We start from the raw sequence: 16930 nt of genomic DNA, 5'->3' as shown, positions 1-16930 counted from the left end.
TCATGAGACGCTGGATTATGCATGTTGATATGGATGCTTTCTTTGCATCCGTAGAACAACTGGATCATCCTGAATACAAAGGCCACCCCGTTATTGTGGGTGGTCTTTCTTCGCGTGGCGTAGTGGCTACTGCATCCTATGAGGCCCGAAAATTTGGCGTCCATTCGGCCATGCCCATTTCGCGGGCGAAGAAGCTTTGTCCGCACGGCATCTACGTGTATCCGAATATGGCTCGCTACAAGGAGATTTCTCAGATCATTCACAAGGTGATGGAGGAATTTACACCTATCATTGAGCCCTTATCTCTGGACGAAGCCTTCTTGGATGTTACGGGTATTACCCATAAATTCACAGGTCCCAAGGCTTTGGGCCGTGCTATTAAGGATCGTGTGTTTGAGGAAACGGGGCTCATCATTTCGGCGGGACTGGCTCCGAATAAATTCCTTGCTAAACTGGCGTCTGACCTAGATAAGCCTGATGGGCTTGTGGTCATTCCTTATGGTAAGGAATGTGAAAGCCTCGCCAATTTGCCCATAAAACGCATATGGGGTGTAGGCCCTAGCACGGAACGTCGCCTTAAAGATGGTGGTTTTGCCTTGATAAAGGATGTGCAGGCCTTGTCGGATGAGAAATCGTTAGTGCCTTATGTGGGCAATCAGGCACGGCGTATTTGGGAATTGGCACGAGGCATTGATGAACGGCCTGTAGAACCGGATCGTCAAATCCAGTCTGTCGGCAATGAGGAGACCTATGAAAGCGATGTAGAGGACCCGGCTGTTATCGATTTAGAACTTCATTACTTTGCCAATCGCGTAGCGAAACGATTGCGTAAATATGGTTTGATGGGACATACCGTGTCCATTAAGGTGCGGTACAATGATTTTAAAACCGTATCTCGTCAAAAACGGCTTGATTCTGCTACGGACCAAGAACGTATCATTTACGATACATCCGTATTGTTGTGGAATAAACTCATGCGTGAACGGAGCAATGCTAGACAACGGGAGCCTCGCAGTACTAGCCAATCGAATCGCCGTGATGCTAAGACTTTCACCGACAACGCTAATGATAGACCGATTACGGAGAATCGTGAGATGATGGGCGCCGCACCGTTGCCTCAATTTGATACATCCGTTCTCGATATGCCGCTCAAACCAATTCGGCTCTTAGGTGTGACGGTGAGTGGACTTTCAACAGAAGGGATTGTACAGGACGATTTATTCTCCATTGAAACGGACGAGAAAGATGAGAAGCTTTCAACCGTGCTAGATTTGTTGGCATCTAAATTTGGTGAAGATGCCATCATGAGTGGAGCCCTTTGGCGTCGTGCTCACGGCGATGGTGGAGAACGGCGAAAACGGTCGGAATTAAAGGCCGAAATGGATTTAGATAATGAAGAATAAAAATCTTTCATGAATAGAATCATTCGTGATACAATGTACGTATACAGCAATGTGTATATGCAAGAAAATATCTGCAAGAGAGGTATAAATATGAGTATATTTCGTGTGGCCATTCATTATGGCGTAAATAGCAACGGGGTTTTATCTTACGATACAGATACAAAAACCGTAATGGTGGATCTACCTGAACAAGAATGGATCGACAAGGTACGTGCATACTTAAATGAAGACCATGCTATCGAGCATGCTACAGGTCTTGATACGTATGAACGGTTGACTGTAAAACCATTAGAATCTTTGGATAACTTTAAATTAGCTCTTACACGCATGTGGGAAGCCATCGACGTACAAGTCGATTGGAGCCGCCCAGCGTAATTAAAATGAAACCCCTTCGTAGCCTGTTGGTGCTATGAAGGGGTTCTCTTATTGTTGCTATAATTGTTGTGAGATAATAAATTTATAATATGTTATGGCATAACAAAATTAAGGAACTGAATATATGAAAAAGATATTGATACCTATAGGGTTATTCATTGCATTAATCATTGGCGTTATAATGTCCTTCTCCCGAGGATCTGCTGAAAGTCCTACCTTTATGCGTGAAGTGTTACCAAAACAGGACGGATTTGCCTCCGTAGGTAATGGCACTATTGGTGGCGCTAATGCTACAGAGCAGAATGTATTTAAAGTGACGAATAAAAAAGAATTTGTAGCTGCTCTTAAGAATAGAAAAAATACGGACTCTAAGATTGTGCTGGTTTATGGCACCATAGATTTTGACACCGATGATACTGGCAAATCGCTGACGATGAAAGATTACATGGCCGATGGTTATGACTTTCAACAATATTTAGAAACTCATAAGCCAAATAGCACAGCGTCTAAGAGTTTGAAAGATGAGCAGGAAGAAAAGCGCAAGGCGTCACAAAAGAATCAAAGTCAGTCTATTACCATTCATGTACCGGCCAATACAAGTATCATTGGTATGGATAATGCAAAATTAAAGGGTGTAGATTTGGTCCTCGATGCGGATAATATCATCATACGAAATGTACAATTTGAATCGCCTTATGACTATTTTCCCGCTTGGGATCCAAAGGATGGTCCAGAGGGCAACTGGAATTCTCAGTATGATAGTATCTCCATAAAAGGTGGTACGCATATTTGGATTGATCATTGTTCGTTCCAAGATAGTCCTGAAACGGTAGAGTACTACTTTGGACGTAAATACGAGCATAGGGATGGATTACTGGATATTACCAATCAAGCGGACTATATAACTATATCCTATTCAACATTTGAAAATCACAATAAAACCATGTTGATAGGCAACAGTGATTCAAACGTAGCAGACGAAGGCAAATTACATGTGACGTTGCATCATAACTATTTCCATAATGTAGTGCAACGCGCACCAAGAGTACGGTTTGGTAAAATCCATATGTATAATAATTACTTTGCATCAGATACTATAAATAGTGAATATGGTTATGAGTACTCATTAGGTGTTGGTAAACACTCGCAAATCTATGCTGAAAGCAATGTGGTAGATATAGCAGGCAAAGACTATACATCGTTTGTGAAAGTATTTGGTGGAAAACAACTCACTACTGTTAATAATGTGTTTAATGGACAAACTGTAGATACATTTAACAATACATTGATACCGGTAGATTGGAAACCTGAACTATTTACGACAATAGATCCTGTGAATGAGGTAAAAGAAACGGTTTTGCATAATGCGGGGCCAATTAAAACAAATCAATAGAGACATAGTTTAATAAAAAAGGCCGTATCATATTTCAATCTAGATATGTGATACGGCCTTTGTCATGGAGAGTGTATTTAAATATTGTTAATCAAATTTTTTATTTGTTAGGTCTTGATACATAAGCTTAGCAATTTCATACTGTGGGTCATCGGCTTGTAATTGGTGTGAAGGTAGTTTAAATACGGCTTCAGCTATTTCGTTTTTCTTGATGTCGATACCTTTTACATCGTCAGAACGGCTTATGGAAATGGTATGTGTTGTTGGATTTATGAAGTACGCATTTACATCGATGCTGAAAGCTTTGTTTTCATCTTTTCTCATGATTGTACGTAGAATCATAGCTGAAATAGCAGTAGTACCATCCTTTTCACCTAATAGCTGTTTAGATGTGTAGTCTATATAATCGGCATAGACGTAAATATCGCCAGGTTTGGCCTTGTCATAATCTTGTGTGTAGGCCTCTACTAAACGCAAATCAAGCTGTCTACCAAATGGCCTAGAGAACATTTCGCTTTGTAATTCGCGTGTTTCACTAACAGGAGGATAGAACGGTATAGGTGTTAAACCTTTTAGCATATCTGTGCGAGTTTCGTTTTTTCGTTTAGCGCGCCGTTCCGCAGTGACCTTGTCTAAGCGTTCACGCTCCTTTAACATGGCCTTTTCTTGTTCTTCTTTAGATTTATAAGTTTTTACAGATACAACACGATTACCAGACATAGTGACTGTTGAATAGATTGGTTTGCCGTTAGTAGGTTTTCCCTCAGAAGCATCAAGCGTAGATTGTACTATGGCTGGTGTTGCGCTTTCAATTGATTTTCTTAACTCTGGAATATTGGCGTAATCCATATCAACCACAGCAGTATCTGTGCTTTCACTTGGCTGCGCAGGTGTAGCCCCGTATGCGGATGATATAGCTAAGACAGCTAATAGTGAACTGGTAATAATCGATTGTTTACATAGTTTCATTACACATACCTCTTTTTATAAGAACTCTCTAATACTATCAACAGTTGTATTATAGCATAGTTCTTGCATAGATAGATTTAAAAACGATATAATAAAGTATACATGCGTCTATAGCTCAGTAGGATAGAGCAGCAGTTTCCTAAACTGCGTGTCACTGGTTCGATTCCGGTTAGGCGCACCAGTATAGAAAAGAAGGCATACAGCTTTTATAAGCCGTATGCCTTCTTTTTTTGTATTATCTTGCAATTCTTATTAGCTAGAATTATAATGTTAAAGTGATATTCATATTTTATTCATGTTAAAAACATGAATAGTGTATAGAGGGATACAATAAGATTCAGGTTTCATTAGGTGACTGTGAATCTTTTTTAGGTTTATTGTTTGTATTGTCTTAAAAGGGGGAAACCAAATGAAAAAAGAATTACTGTTAACGGCTATGATTACCGCAAGTATTACTACAACAGCGTTTGCAGCATCTAATTTAGATATTAGCTCTACAACTGCTGCGCCATTAAGTATGCAAAATTCCATTGCTTATGGTGGGGATAATAAAATTGAGAGTGGTATTGGATCTCCTGTGAGAAATATTTTGCTCGGTGGTGACAAGAATTCAGTTCGCTCTTCCGCTAATGATAGTATCACTTCTGGTAGCAATAATACTGCATCTGGTCCGGGCAGTATCGTAGCAGGTTGGTATAATACAAACTCCGCTACTCACAGCTTGGTAGTAGGTACTAGTAATAATGTTGGTGGTACTAATAATATCGTAGGTGGCTTTGGCCATACCAATAATGATAATGCGATTAGCTCTTTATTGGTTGGTACACGCAATAGTATTGATGGACAAAATTCTGTGGCTTTGGGCATGAATAATACCATTAAAGGCAATAATGCTTTGGTAGGTGGTACTGATGCCAAGGTACAAGGCAATAATGCCATCGCCTTTGGTAATAGTGCTAAAGCAACGTATGATGATGCATACGCCATTGGTCGTAAAGCAGAAGCAACTGCTCAAAATACTGTGGCTATCGGTAATAATGCAAAGGCCAATAACATTATGGGCACAGCGATTGGCTATAATGCAAAAGCAAAAAATGACTATGCTACTGCAGTAGGCTATAGTGCGAGTGGTACTGGCAATCAATCCTCCGCATTTGGTTTCAATTCGGAAGCAACTGCTATGAATACAACTGCAGTGGGATCTTATGCAAATGCTAGCGGTGCGTATTCTACAGCATTGGGTTTTAAAACTGCAGCTTCTAATGAGGATTCTGTAGCATTAGGTAACTATTCTACTAGTGCTGGTAAAAGTGCCTTTGCTGCTGGCACATTAGCTAAGGCAGCAGAAAAGGACTCCTTAGCAATCGGTCATAGCGCAACTACAACAAAGGAAAATGGCATCGCTATCGGTACAAATGCGACTGTAGATGGCGTTGATTCTATTGCTATCGGTAAAGCGGCTAATATCGCTAAGGCAGGTAGCATTGTAATTGGTAGAAATACCGCAGCAGATGAGTTAGCTGTATCCATCGGTACTGACTCTGTAGCAACTGGCTGGGGCGGTACTGCAGTAGGTACTATTTCTAAAGCCACTGGGGCTCAGTCCACTGCTATTGGTGATAATGCGCAAGCATCTGATACATACTCCACAGCACTTGGTGTATCTTCTGTAGCGTCTGGTAGAGCGGCTAATGCAATCGGTCTTTCCAAAGCGACAGGATTTGCATCTAATGCCATTGGTTTCATTGCAGAGGCTTCTGGTAAAAACGCTACTGCCATAGGTAATACAGCGAAAGCACTTAATGAAAACTCCATTGCTATTGGTACAAGTGCGAAGGCTGCAACAGATAACAGCATTGCACTCGGTGCTAAGTCTGTTACTGACACAGCTGTATCTACTGGTTCCGGTGTTATCGGCGGCAGCACATATAGTTTTGCAGGTGGAACAGCTGTTGGTACATTGAGTATTGGTGATAGTGGTGCAGAACGTACCATTACAAATGTAGCAGCAGGTCGTGTATCTGCTACATCTACTGATGCAGTCAATGGCTCTCAATTACATGCTATTAAAGATGTAGTAGATAATCATGAAAACCGTATCACTACTATAGAAGGTGATATTAATACGTTAAATAATCGCATTATTAATGGTGGAGCGAATAGTTTGAATGAAGCTAAAGCGTATACGGATCAACAAGTATCTAGCGTAGCGGCGGCTTCTGCAGCACTTGCTGGCTTGCATCCATTAGATTTCGATAAACATGATAAATGGTCCTACTCTGTTGGCTTTGGTAATTATAAAAATGCTAATGCAGCAGCTTTAGGTGCCTTCTACCGCCCTAATAAAAATACAATGTTTAATGCTGCTACTACCGTTGGTAATGGTCGTAACACTATCAGCTTAGGTGCTAATTTCAAATTTGGTAAAAGCTCCGAAGAGGTAACTACTGAAGATGCGGCACAACTCAAGAAAGATATGAAAGATCTATCTGAAAAGTATAATGAATTAGCACAAAAATATAATGAATTGGCAGCTAAATTAGAATCTAAATAAATTAGAACCTAAATAAGAATCCAAATAGTGTGATTAATACCCCTACAAGACGTATCTTGTAGGGGTATTTTTTTCTATTAAATATGAAAGTACAGTGTCTTTATAATATGTATTTCTTTTAAATGTAAAAGTGCGGTGCTTTTATTATAAGTATTCCTTAATAATGATATAATTAAGATACATATTCAGTTACATATTTCAGGTAAGCGATGGTATATAGTGGAGAGTGTATATGAGCTTTTACAATTGGATTCAAGAAAAATTATTCGACAATTACGAAGAGTGGCATATGAAGAGCCCTGATTATAATCGGAACGGTTTTAACATAGTAGGTATAGATAATACCTTACAGGCTATGCATGACGGATTTTTTATGTATATAGAATTATACCCACCTTATGCTATCGATGGCTGTACAGCCATGAAAGCACGTGTAGGAAAAACACCGGATGCAGTAGATATATTCTTAGATATTAATGATAAAACCTATCGTATGGCAGATGTAAGTTATCCTGATGCGGTACAGATGATGCGGGCTTTTGTGAAAAAACGCAGAGTACCTGATTGTAGTTTGTGTGTAGAAGTAGCGTATCTAGATATAGAGCAGATGAAATCGATATTTACAGAGCTGGCAACGCTATTGCTAGGCAATGCTAAACAAGCTAACTCTTTTATGACTAAGGCAAAGTTAAACTCCATGGAAGACTTAGAAGATAGCTGGTGGAACCTCTATGAGAAACTACAGTCTAAAGGTCGCGCTGTAGAGCTATCTTTAAAAATTGAATTAGAGGATTTTCTTTATCATGTGCAGAAGTTAATACGTAACAAGTCTTTAGATACTAGCGAAAATCTGACTATTGATAGAGCAGGATTAGATGAAGAACAATGTATTATGGACTGGTGTGCACATATTAATGCCACATGGAAAACGCATAAGTTAGTAGATATGGACATAGGCACAGATACCTTTGTGCTTATGGTGCTTTCAAATGAGGAATTCGAAGTAGCCCAAGAGCTAGCGAAAGAATTATTACATAGAATTGATGTAGCTGAACGCTCATGATATAACAGAAATTATGATGAGCAGCGTGATTATAATGTAGGAGAGAGTCATATGAGTATTGTACGTCTACCAGAATATGAAGCCGAGTTTGAACCGGAAGTATTTGAAATTTATGCATTACCGCGTAGTGATGCAAATGGCGCTAGCCCTTATTTAGAAAAGTACCATAGACCACTGGTGTCTACCGATGCTATCCTAGATACTCGAACTGGCGTGCTTGACCGTAGCGAAGGCATTTTGACGTGGATTATTGAGGGCCTTGATGATAGATGGGGTTATTCTTTTGAGCCGCATGGTGTCTATAAATTATTAGTTAAGAAAGCTAAGCCCTTAGAGGATTTAGGCTATATGCGTCCCTCTTGGAATAATCGCTATTATGTGCTCGAGGTGTTAGAGGAACATGCTAAACATAGCGAGTTAGAGGCGTTGTCAGCTTATTTGAAAACCCCTAAATACCTTCATACTGACAGGGGTGATTTTCTGTTAAATCGAGAGTATCAATATTACACAGCGAGAATTGATGATTATGCATTCACCCTTGATGTAGACGAGGGCTCTGATGAAAGCTGTACCGTAGCATTGGCTGCTTTCAATAAAATCGATAATTTCAAAGAATTTGAACTACGAATTAGTGCATATATTAGTGAAACATTGCTAGATCTTGCTAATTATTGGCTAGACAACGACGACCAAGATCCGATTACGGCGGACGTATTTGCCAAGCGTATTACTATGGGCGAATTGGCGTTCCGCAATGATGGCTCCATAGAGGTTTATTATGACGATGATGATATTTTCTGGGGACACTGCATCATAGCTAATATTGATGCGGATGGGAAACCTGTTCAGGCGGATATTGCAGGATGATGAACTAGCGGAGGGTGACGAACTAGTGGAGTCTCATAATGATAAAATCTGAATTAATGACATTATGGAATGTTGAAAGCTGGACTGTAGAACCGTATGGGGTTTACTTTGTATCTCGCCGATTGGGCACTAATTGTTTAGAGAATGTAGGACAAGCCTTTCAAAACCTCAATATTAGTTGCACCGATTATACTGAGGCTGAGGTGCTTTCACTACCAAAGTGGGAACAATTATATGTTCAATTAGATAAATTAGACCAATTAGCACAGGAAATCATACAAAAGGAAATACCGCAAGAAGAGTCTGTTGTGCTAACACTAACGGATATAATGTTAGATAAATCAGGTTGTTACGACGCATTTGCACTAGGTTATGATATAGGTGAATCCCCAGCAGGACATCTATATGTTTTGGTTTCTTTTGATGAAAACTTTACGGCTCAACAAGATGTGATTTATGAACCCTTATAGAGTTGTATTAAAGTGGTGACACGGGTGTTGTAGACTGCCTAAAAATAAGTGATACATAGGAGAGAGACTATGGAAAATCTGTATAAAGAATTAAGAAGCTTTTTTGCTAATGATATGGATCTAAATGATTTATTTGATTCCGAAGCTATCAGCTGGATTGACTGGCGCGAGTATGACGAAGATGTGGTGAACTATTTCAATGATATGATGGATGAGCCTATCGATATTAAAACGGTTAGTAATGGCAAGGCTTATGGTGACGATATTGTATTGAAGAATGGCAACAAAGAGCTGCAAATTCCTTATGGCGATGCACAAGATCGAGATGTGACCATCAAATATTTCAATGACTTTGTTAAGCCTGATTATGAGGTGCGTTGGTTTGCTGAAAGCCTTGGAAACGATACGCTTGGCTTTACCGTGCTTTCAGGGGCAGAATGGGCCAAATTAGACGATGAATTTGGGGCGGATACGGTTCGCTATTATTTTGAACCTATCGATTTTGAAAGCGACATGTTTAATCTCGGCATGGATGAAGTCTTTGCGTTGCTTGCGTTACGAGAAAATAGTGAAGGCGTTAATACTCAATTTAGTACACAATTAGACTGGATTAGGATTATAAATAAAGAAAAGACCTTGGCTGAACAAAAAGAGAACGGACAAATTGACTTGAAACAATACATGGTCGCTAAAAAAGAACTACAACAGATTAAGGATGACTTTGTAGCAACCCATGGCGAGATGGAATAAGAGCTGTTGTCCTAAAGGAGATTCATATGGCTATTGACGGTGTGAAAATCATAGATAGTGATGATGGCCATGATATTTATAATGCCATTGTTGAGCAGTATAAGGATGGTGTCAGTATTGATACGATTATCTGTGAAATCTTAAGTGAGGAACAAAATTTTTGTACTGATGAGTTTTACACAGAAATTTATTGGACTGCGGTGGCCTATTCGTTGTGGAAGATAGGGCATCTAACAGCTGACATTAAACAGAAAGCCTTAGATATAATCGCTCAGAGCCCACATGAGTTTTGGCTAGAAATCGATGATAAGGCCCCTAAACAGCGCCAAAAGGTATTAGATAAGTTAGCCGTACAGCTACAAAGTGAAAATCCGAAGCCGCTTAAGGTTCGTAAATCTAAAACAAAGAGAGAACCTCATTTTAAGGTGGGCGATGTATTAGCTGTTAAGTTTGAAAACGAGTATGGTGCTATATTTGTCTCTGACGTAGATCAGTCACCGCGGAAAATCGAATATCATTTAGCCTGTACGCGGCTTTTACAAGAAGAAAAACCAACAATGGAAGAGTTTCTAAACAGCAAAATCGCATGCCGGAAAGATAATACAAATCTTGCTATCGATACAGACTGTTGGTTCAATCATAAGGACTTAGGCTTGTTGCTAGATAACTTAGAAATCATTGGGGCGGTCGAACTCTATCCGTGTAAACTATGGAAACTAGCACCAACAGGTACGTTGGAAGATATCTATGAGGAGATTACAGATAACCCTAGAATAGGAAAATTACGTCTCATAGATACTTATGAATTGGTGAAAGACATTGCTCACCAATAATTGTTGCGTCAATAAAAGGGAGTAGATGCGATGGATGTAGCCACTCAAACATATATAGAAACCGTTCAAGTTAGTGATATACCGTGGCATCGGTTAACGACCACCTACGGACGTGCCACAGATTTCCCTGAGGCGCTTGATGTGTTGTGGAACATGGAAAGCATTGAAACTGTTGATGCGGCTGGTGAGGCGTTAGAACTCAATATTGAGCATCAATCAACGTTGTGGCATGCGACACCATTCGCGATGATTTTCTTGCTTCGTATTTTTAAGAAAGCTCAAGAAGCGAGCGCTCATAATGCGGTAGCGCAGTATTTAGCAGAACAATTGGTTGAGTTGTTTACTGTGATTGCTGAGTGCATTCGAGATGGTCTTATGCTAGAGCATGCAGATCCATTGCCGAACTTTGAGGATATGCTCAACGAAGAATACCTTTGGTCTGAAGAATATGATGAAGACGAAGACGTTCTTAGATTTGAGGAAGATGACGTATTCCCTGATGATTTATTCTTTAGCTTTTATTATTACTCCCTGCAAATACTTTTGTTAGCTATTCCGCTATTAGATACATCTGATGAAGGAGAGGCTAAATTGCTAGGATTAATTTCTGCTAATAGGAGCGTGTAAGATGGACTATTTAGATATATTGCGAAATGATGCCAAGTTAGCTGAAGATTTTGATACGCTATTCGATTTTCGTTTGCTAGATGCGTTGGAGGAACGTGATACTGCTGAAGGTCGCTGCACATTCTCTTTGCTGGGTATGGCATTTGCTGTAGATGGTGCTGGCGGTGAATATCATCTATTGGAGGATGGATCCATAGGTTATTGGAGTAGCGAGGGTGCTGCGGGCCGTTTGGCTGAAAGTATGGATGATTTGTTTCATTTGATCGTTTTTAGTATTTGTTGGCATGATTACTGTGACTCAAGTAAGTATTCTAATGTGGCAACACTTGAAGAATATGGTCAGAATAAGCAGTTGGATATTATCTCTTATTCGCCGATGGAACTTTGGGAACCCATTGTGAAAGCTTTGCATATGCCCATAGACATGAAACTTTCACCTATTTTACAGAAATTCTATGATGTGGCGTATCGTGAACCTGTATATACTTGCTATTTTCATGAAGATGATGGGAGCATTACGGAATCAGAACATCTATTTTTCTAGTGTGTAGAAGGATTTGTGAAAGGATTTAATTATGGGACTTATTGCAAATTATAGCTGTTTAAGCGATGTAAATTTAAAAGAGCTTAAGGCCATGGGCTCAGAAGAAGAGGAAATTCTTGAAAGTGTTGAAGAGTGGAATGACGACGATGAGTTATTGCTTGATATCGACAAGATGTGGGATGTCCTTCATTTCGTGCTTACTGGTGTGAGTACTGATCATAAAGACGATAAAAATCCTCTTAGCCAAGCGGTACTAGGCGTAATGGCTGTTGAGGATATATCAGACTATGTAGCATATACAGAACACAATCATTTAGCCAATATCGTGGCAGCTCTAGATCAATTTGATATTGAAAGTGCACTCGAATCTTTTGATATGAAAGCCTGCAAAGAAGCAGAATTATATCCAAATATCTGGGACTATGAAGAGGAAGAGGAAGAAATTAAAGATGAACTTCTTCATGATTTCGAGCAAATGAAACGATTCTATAAACAAGTGCTCGAAGCTAACGGGCATGTGCTTGTATCGATTTGCTAAGGTCGTTAAAATTTGTTGGCTATGGATCTAGTTATAGATAAACTGATTATGGGACTGGCGAAGAAGAGGAATTGTAACATGGCAGTGTTAACAGAAAAGCAAATTAAATATGGATTTGACTACTATCATAAGGATGACGCACGGCCTAAATCTGTTGTAGAGGTCTCTGAATATGATGGTGAAGACAAGCTGATGATTAACTGCACACAGTTAGAAGAGTCTTATTCTGCTAAATCTAAGAAGCGAATTTGGATGGAGTGGTGTGATTTCCTAGTAAATAATCCAGATACTTTTACAGAGCTCATGTTTTGTACAAGAATGCCACAGGAGTTATTTGATGCGGTGTGTGCCCAACGGAGACTCAAAAAATTACATATAAAATGGGGCGTTTATCCAGATATTTCAAAATTAGAGAACTTACAAGAACTAGAATATCTACACATTGGGTCCGGAAGAAGTGTATCGAGCTTAGAGCCTATTTCAAGATTAGTAAATTTAGTAGCTCTGTCGATTGAAAACTTTCAACAAATTGATGATTATGCGCCATTAGCTAATCTAAAACATCTTGAAAGTCTTGCCTTAGAAGGTGACTTCGCCGCTCCTAAAATTCTTAAGGTTGAATCCTTAGAATTTTTACGCCATATGAAACAGTTGCGCTTTTTTAGCTTTTTAACGGCAAAGGTGATAGATAAAGACTACTCTCCCATTTTAGAACTTAATAATCTAGAACATCTTACGTTAAAATCTTGTAAAGAGGTTAAGCAGTTGTATCCTCAATTCGTTAAACTACCAAAATTAAAATATGGCACAGTTTTAGAACGACCAGAATTATATGAGAAATAAGGCTTGAGATATAAGTCATGAGCTATAACTTATAAGACATAAAAGGAAGTAATCATAATGGATAAAGCGCGTAAAAAGGAATTATTAAAAGCTTATGCAGACGAGCAAAGGCAATCGTTTAAAGATAGTTTACCTATGGATGAAGAGTTATTTTGGCAATTATTTGATTATGTAGACGAGAAATTAGAGACAAATGACGGTTGCGATCATAGTCTGACTTTCACAAGAGAGTTTTTAGAAAAACAAAAGGTAGATGTTGAAAGTGTACTAGACTGGATTATCAACGAAGGTGGCGGTTGTGATTGCGAGGTTCTCTACAATGTAGAGGAACGTTTTGAAGAGTACTGTTAATAGTATTTTCTATAGTTAATTCCTTGTATTTGCAAGTGTTACCATAAAGGTTTATAGTATAGGCATGTGATGTAATTATTCACATGCTTATTTTCTTTTATAAGGAGGACGCTATGCAACACGTTCAAACCCGCAGTACTACATCCGCGTTAGTACTCACAGCCGTATTGATTGCCCTCGCTACATTGCTTACAATGTATACGAAAATTCCAGTGCCTGGCATACGCGGCTATTTCAATGTTGGAGATGTCGTTATCATGACATCCGCTTTATTATTAGGTCGAAAATATGGTGCCTATATCGGTGCTATTGGACCAGCGCTAGCTGATTTATTCCTCGGCTACGCAATCTTTGTACCTATTACCTTCGTGGTGAAAGGCATTGAAGGCTATCTTGTCGGTACTGTCTATAACAATAAGACAACTACCTCTGCCTTGGTAGCAACTATCGTAGGCGGTATTATCATCGTAGCTGGCTACTTTATCGCCGAATACTTTGTATTCGACCCAGGCGTAGCCATTGCCGGTATTTTAACTAATACCATTCAAGCTGTTATGAGTGTAATCATTAGTATGATTCTCTATGCAATCTTGCGTAAACGCCTGGGGTAGTAAATTGACAGTCTTTAGAATTTAGACTATACTATAAGTACAAAAGAGCCAGTTAACGTGTTCTAGGCGTTAGGCTCATCAAAGAATAAGGAATTTGATAAACCTAACGTGTCTAAGTATTGCAGTACTTAGTCTTAAACGTTAGGTTTATTTTTTTGCTTAATTTACATTAATATTTTTTTGTTGAGTAAAACATTAGTTCGATATATAATGTAATTAAGATAGTCAACGAGGTTGGGTCGCCCTTTTCTTTGAAGGGGGTGAAGCCTATGAGTGCCTATGAAATCATTATGATTATCCTTGGGATTTTAACTGTTGTTATTTCCTTTGGAGCATTGATAGTGCTGATTTGTCGTAATAACGACAAATAGCCCTTCGTTACCAACTGGTAGCTGAAAACGAAAGGCCATTTCTGCATGTTTTATAATGTTTTGGGATGAGCCTGACGGAACTACTCGTCGACTATCTCTTTATTACATTATAAAGGGGTTGACATATATAGTCAATTCGAACTAGAGATGTAAATTGACAGTCTCTAGAATATATCTTAATAGAAATTATTGTGTTGTGTGTTATGATTGGTGAACGTTTATGCTTAGAGTTATATGTTTATTTTTATTGTTAGTTGTTTTAAGTCCTTTACATGTTTTTGCAGATGATATGGAACCAGATAACAATGAGCTTTTTTCATTTTTGGGTAAAATAGAAGAACAGAAATTCATTCCAGTTGAGGTAATGAAAAAGATGGGTGTTAGTGGACCGTATAGGGTTCCATTGACTATTACTACAGATGCTCAAGGAAATGTTATTTCTGTTGAATTAACGCCTAATCAGGACCTATCTGATGACACGGTTTATTTGGAATTAGTTCAGGTTGCTAAAAATATAGTATGGAATGTAGGTAATATTGGTGTCGAGAAAGCGACAACTGTATTGGTATCTTTTGAATTCAGTTTACAATAGTGTTGTGAATAATTAAATGAATCATCGAAGCCTCATCTATAAGGCTTTCATAGTCATACGTATAATATGGTATAATACTTTCATTATGTAGTGAAAAAAGGAGATCTAAATGGCAAATTTACCTAACTGCCCTAAGTGCGGCGATGAATACACATACGAAGACGGTCATATGTTTATCTGCCCTATGTGTGGCAATGAATGGACAGCGGCTGACGCACAAGCTGCAGCTGAAGCAGGTATCATTCGCGATGCTAACGGCAATGAACTAGCTGATGGCGATACCGTTGTTGTTGTAAAAGACCTCAAAGTAAAAGGCGCTGGCGTATTGAAACAAGGTACGCGTGTTAAAAACATTCGCCTCATCATTGGTGCTAGTGATGGCCATGATATCGATTGCAAAATCGATGGTTTTGGTGCGATGGCATTGAAATCTGAAATGGTTAAGAAAATCTAATCATGGAATCCCTACCGATAGAACGTCGGTAGGGATTTTTTCGTGGTATAATCAAGGTATAATGTGTTACGTAAATTTGTATAATTTTGAGGAGCAATTATGATATCTCAGGAGGAATTAAAGGCGTGTACGTATAATTTATTAAAGGAACGAGGCGTTACCGTTCAGGACATTGCAGATATTGTGATGATGATTCAACAACCATATATTCCTGATTTGACGATGGACGAGTGCGTAGAGAGTGTACAGGCAGTCCTTGAAAAACGAGAAACACAAAATGCCATTATTACGGGCATAGAATTGGATAGATTGGCGGAGCAGAAGAAATTATCTGAGCCACTACAAAGTATCATGACTCGTGATGAAGCGTTGTTTGGTATTGATGAAATCCTCGCTTTATCCATTGTGAATTTATACGGATCTATTGGATTTACGAACTATGGTTATATTGATAAGGTAAAACCGGGCATTGTTAAAAATTTAGATAGTCAAGTTGATAGTCACTGCAATACGTTTCTTGATGATTTAGTTGGTGCCGTGGCGGCCGCTGCAGCAGGTCGCATTGCCCATAATACGCCGAATCGGGTACACCATGTCGTTGTGGAGGGATAGAACATGAACGTTTTAGTCGTAATTGATATGCAACATGATTTTGTGGATGGCTCTCTTGGTTCTCCAGAGGCTCAGGCCATCGTGGATAATGTACGTCAAAAAATTGCATCCTTTGATGGACCAGTTATTTTTACACGAGATACTCACGATACTAATTATCTTGAAAGCCAAGAAGGTCAGCATTTGCCAGTTGTGCATTGTGTGAAAGATACGATTGGTTGGCAAATTATGGATGATTTAGTTGAAGCAGCAGAAGAACGTAATACCATCTATCCTCATATGATTATAGATAAACCGAATTTTGGTTCCTTTGAATTGGTAACGCGACTACAAGGTATGCATACAGTAGAACCAATTGAATCCATAACCGTAGTAGGCCTTTGTACAGATATTTGCGTTGTAGCTAATGCGTTGCTATTAAAAACTGGATTACCAGAGGTTCCAATTCATGTAGATTCAAAGTGCTGTGCTGGAGTTACACCAGAGTCTCATGAAGCAGCATTGGCTACGATGAAAATGTGTCAGTGCATTATTGATTAATAAAAAATTTCCTTTCCATTGCCATTAAAGGGTGTCGATCATATACTATCGATACCCTTTTTCTTGTGTACAAAGCAAAATGGTTTTATTCAATAGGCGGGGAATATATTGACGATTCTCTATATAGATAGTACAATATATAGAGAATGATAATTCGTATCAATTAAAAC

General features: G+C 39.0%; 20 protein-coding genes and 1 tRNA gene. 20 read left to right on the top strand and 1 reads right to left on the bottom strand.

The annotated features are described in order from the left end of the window. The first annotated feature begins 2 nt into the window (after positions 1-2). The 3 genes from dinB to VIHSUH07_RS02190 all read left to right on the top strand — a co-directional run bounded on the left by dinB (position 3) and on the right by VIHSUH07_RS02190 (position 3171). Positions 3-1403: a DNA polymerase IV gene (dinB, locus tag VIHSUH07_RS02200; RefSeq protein ID WP_233187794.1), complete on the top strand. Its 1401-nt coding sequence runs from the start codon at positions 3-5 to the stop codon at positions 1401-1403. A gap of 90 nt (positions 1404-1493) precedes the next feature. Then, complete coding sequence (locus VIHSUH07_RS02195; protein ID WP_105083730.1) at positions 1494-1778, top strand: hypothetical protein; 285 nt, start codon at positions 1494-1496, stop codon at positions 1776-1778. 124 nt (positions 1779-1902) lie between these two features. Continuing rightward, on the top strand, positions 1903-3171 hold the full coding sequence (locus tag VIHSUH07_RS02190; RefSeq protein ID WP_233187793.1) for a pectate lyase family protein: 1269 nt from the start codon (positions 1903-1905) through the stop codon (positions 3169-3171). An 87-nt stretch (positions 3172-3258) separates the two neighbouring features. Here the strand turns inward: VIHSUH07_RS02190 and VIHSUH07_RS02185 are convergent, their stop codons facing one another. Then, a complete protein-coding gene (locus VIHSUH07_RS02185; protein ID WP_105083729.1) occupies positions 3259-4140 on the bottom strand; it encodes a hypothetical protein in 882 nt (293 codons plus the stop codon). Positions 4141-4244: 104 nt separating this feature from the next. Here VIHSUH07_RS02185 and VIHSUH07_RS02180 point away from each other — a divergent pair. From VIHSUH07_RS02180 to VIHSUH07_RS02100, 17 genes are all read left to right on the top strand, one after another. Then, positions 4245-4321, top strand: a tRNA-Arg gene (locus VIHSUH07_RS02180). Positions 4322-4549: 228 nt separating this feature from the next. Further along, entirely contained in the window at positions 4550-6694 is a 2145-nt protein-coding gene (locus VIHSUH07_RS02175) for a YadA-like family protein (protein WP_105083728.1), read from the top strand. Positions 6695-6926: 232 nt separating this feature from the next. After that, positions 6927-7757 (top strand): DUF6630 family protein, encoded by an 831-nt coding sequence (locus tag VIHSUH07_RS02170; RefSeq protein ID WP_105083727.1) that lies wholly within the window; start codon positions 6927-6929, stop codon positions 7755-7757. A 51-nt stretch (positions 7758-7808) separates the two neighbouring features. Further along, on the top strand, positions 7809-8624 hold the full coding sequence (locus VIHSUH07_RS02165; protein ID WP_105083726.1) for a DUF2262 domain-containing protein: 816 nt from the start codon (positions 7809-7811) through the stop codon (positions 8622-8624). 38 nt (positions 8625-8662) lie between these two features. Further along, positions 8663-9094: a hypothetical protein gene (locus VIHSUH07_RS02160; RefSeq protein WP_105083725.1), complete on the top strand. Its 432-nt coding sequence runs from the start codon at positions 8663-8665 to the stop codon at positions 9092-9094. 69 nt (positions 9095-9163) lie between these two features. Further along, on the top strand, positions 9164-9844 hold the full coding sequence (locus VIHSUH07_RS02155) for a hypothetical protein (protein WP_105083724.1): 681 nt from the start codon (positions 9164-9166) through the stop codon (positions 9842-9844). A gap of 26 nt (positions 9845-9870) precedes the next feature. Continuing rightward, the gene (locus tag VIHSUH07_RS02150) at positions 9871-10677 is read left to right on the top strand and encodes a hypothetical protein (protein ID WP_105083723.1); all 807 of its coding nucleotides are present in this window, start codon (positions 9871-9873) and stop codon (positions 10675-10677) included. Positions 10678-10707: 30 nt separating this feature from the next. Next, entirely contained in the window at positions 10708-11304 is a 597-nt protein-coding gene (locus tag VIHSUH07_RS02145; RefSeq protein WP_105083722.1) for a hypothetical protein, read from the top strand. Between the two features lies 1 nt (position 11305). Continuing rightward, positions 11306-11848, top strand: coding sequence for a hypothetical protein (locus VIHSUH07_RS02140; protein ID WP_105083721.1), 543 nt, complete (start codon positions 11306-11308; stop codon positions 11846-11848). A gap of 31 nt (positions 11849-11879) precedes the next feature. Then, entirely contained in the window at positions 11880-12386 is a 507-nt protein-coding gene (locus tag VIHSUH07_RS02135) for a YfbM family protein (protein WP_105083720.1), read from the top strand. A gap of 78 nt (positions 12387-12464) precedes the next feature. Further along, positions 12465-13229, top strand: a complete 765-nt coding sequence (locus VIHSUH07_RS02130) for a hypothetical protein (protein WP_105083719.1) — start codon at positions 12465-12467, stop codon at positions 13227-13229. Between the two features lie 57 nt (positions 13230-13286). Further along, positions 13287-13580 carry a DUF2695 domain-containing protein gene (locus VIHSUH07_RS02125; protein WP_105083718.1) on the top strand — a complete coding sequence of 98 codons (294 nt, stop codon included), beginning with the start codon at positions 13287-13289 and terminating at the stop codon, positions 13578-13580. A gap of 113 nt (positions 13581-13693) precedes the next feature. Next, positions 13694-14191 carry an ECF transporter S component gene (locus tag VIHSUH07_RS02120; protein ID WP_105083717.1) on the top strand — a complete coding sequence of 166 codons (498 nt, stop codon included), beginning with the start codon at positions 13694-13696 and terminating at the stop codon, positions 14189-14191. A gap of 660 nt (positions 14192-14851) precedes the next feature. Further along, positions 14852-15154, top strand: a complete 303-nt coding sequence (locus tag VIHSUH07_RS02115) for a type VI secretion system contractile sheath small subunit (RefSeq protein ID WP_146104934.1) — start codon at positions 14852-14854, stop codon at positions 15152-15154. Positions 15155-15263: 109 nt separating this feature from the next. Further along, positions 15264-15608, top strand: coding sequence for a zinc ribbon domain-containing protein YjdM (locus VIHSUH07_RS02110; protein ID WP_105083715.1), 345 nt, complete (start codon positions 15264-15266; stop codon positions 15606-15608). Positions 15609-15707: 99 nt separating this feature from the next. Then, the gene (locus VIHSUH07_RS02105) at positions 15708-16220 is read left to right on the top strand and encodes a phosphatidylglycerophosphatase A family protein (protein ID WP_005378081.1); all 513 of its coding nucleotides are present in this window, start codon (positions 15708-15710) and stop codon (positions 16218-16220) included. 3 nt (positions 16221-16223) lie between these two features. After that, positions 16224-16760 (top strand): cysteine hydrolase family protein, encoded by a 537-nt coding sequence (locus tag VIHSUH07_RS02100; protein ID WP_105083714.1) that lies wholly within the window; start codon positions 16224-16226, stop codon positions 16758-16760. The last annotated feature ends 170 nt before the right edge of the window (positions 16761-16930 follow it).

Source organism: Veillonella sp. T34266-5 (genome assembly GCF_002959815.1).
GTDB lineage: Bacteria > Bacillota > Negativicutes > Veillonellales > Veillonellaceae > Veillonella > Veillonella atypica.
Note: the sequence above shows the minus strand (reverse complement) of the source record. Positions and strands in the feature narration are given on the sequence as shown.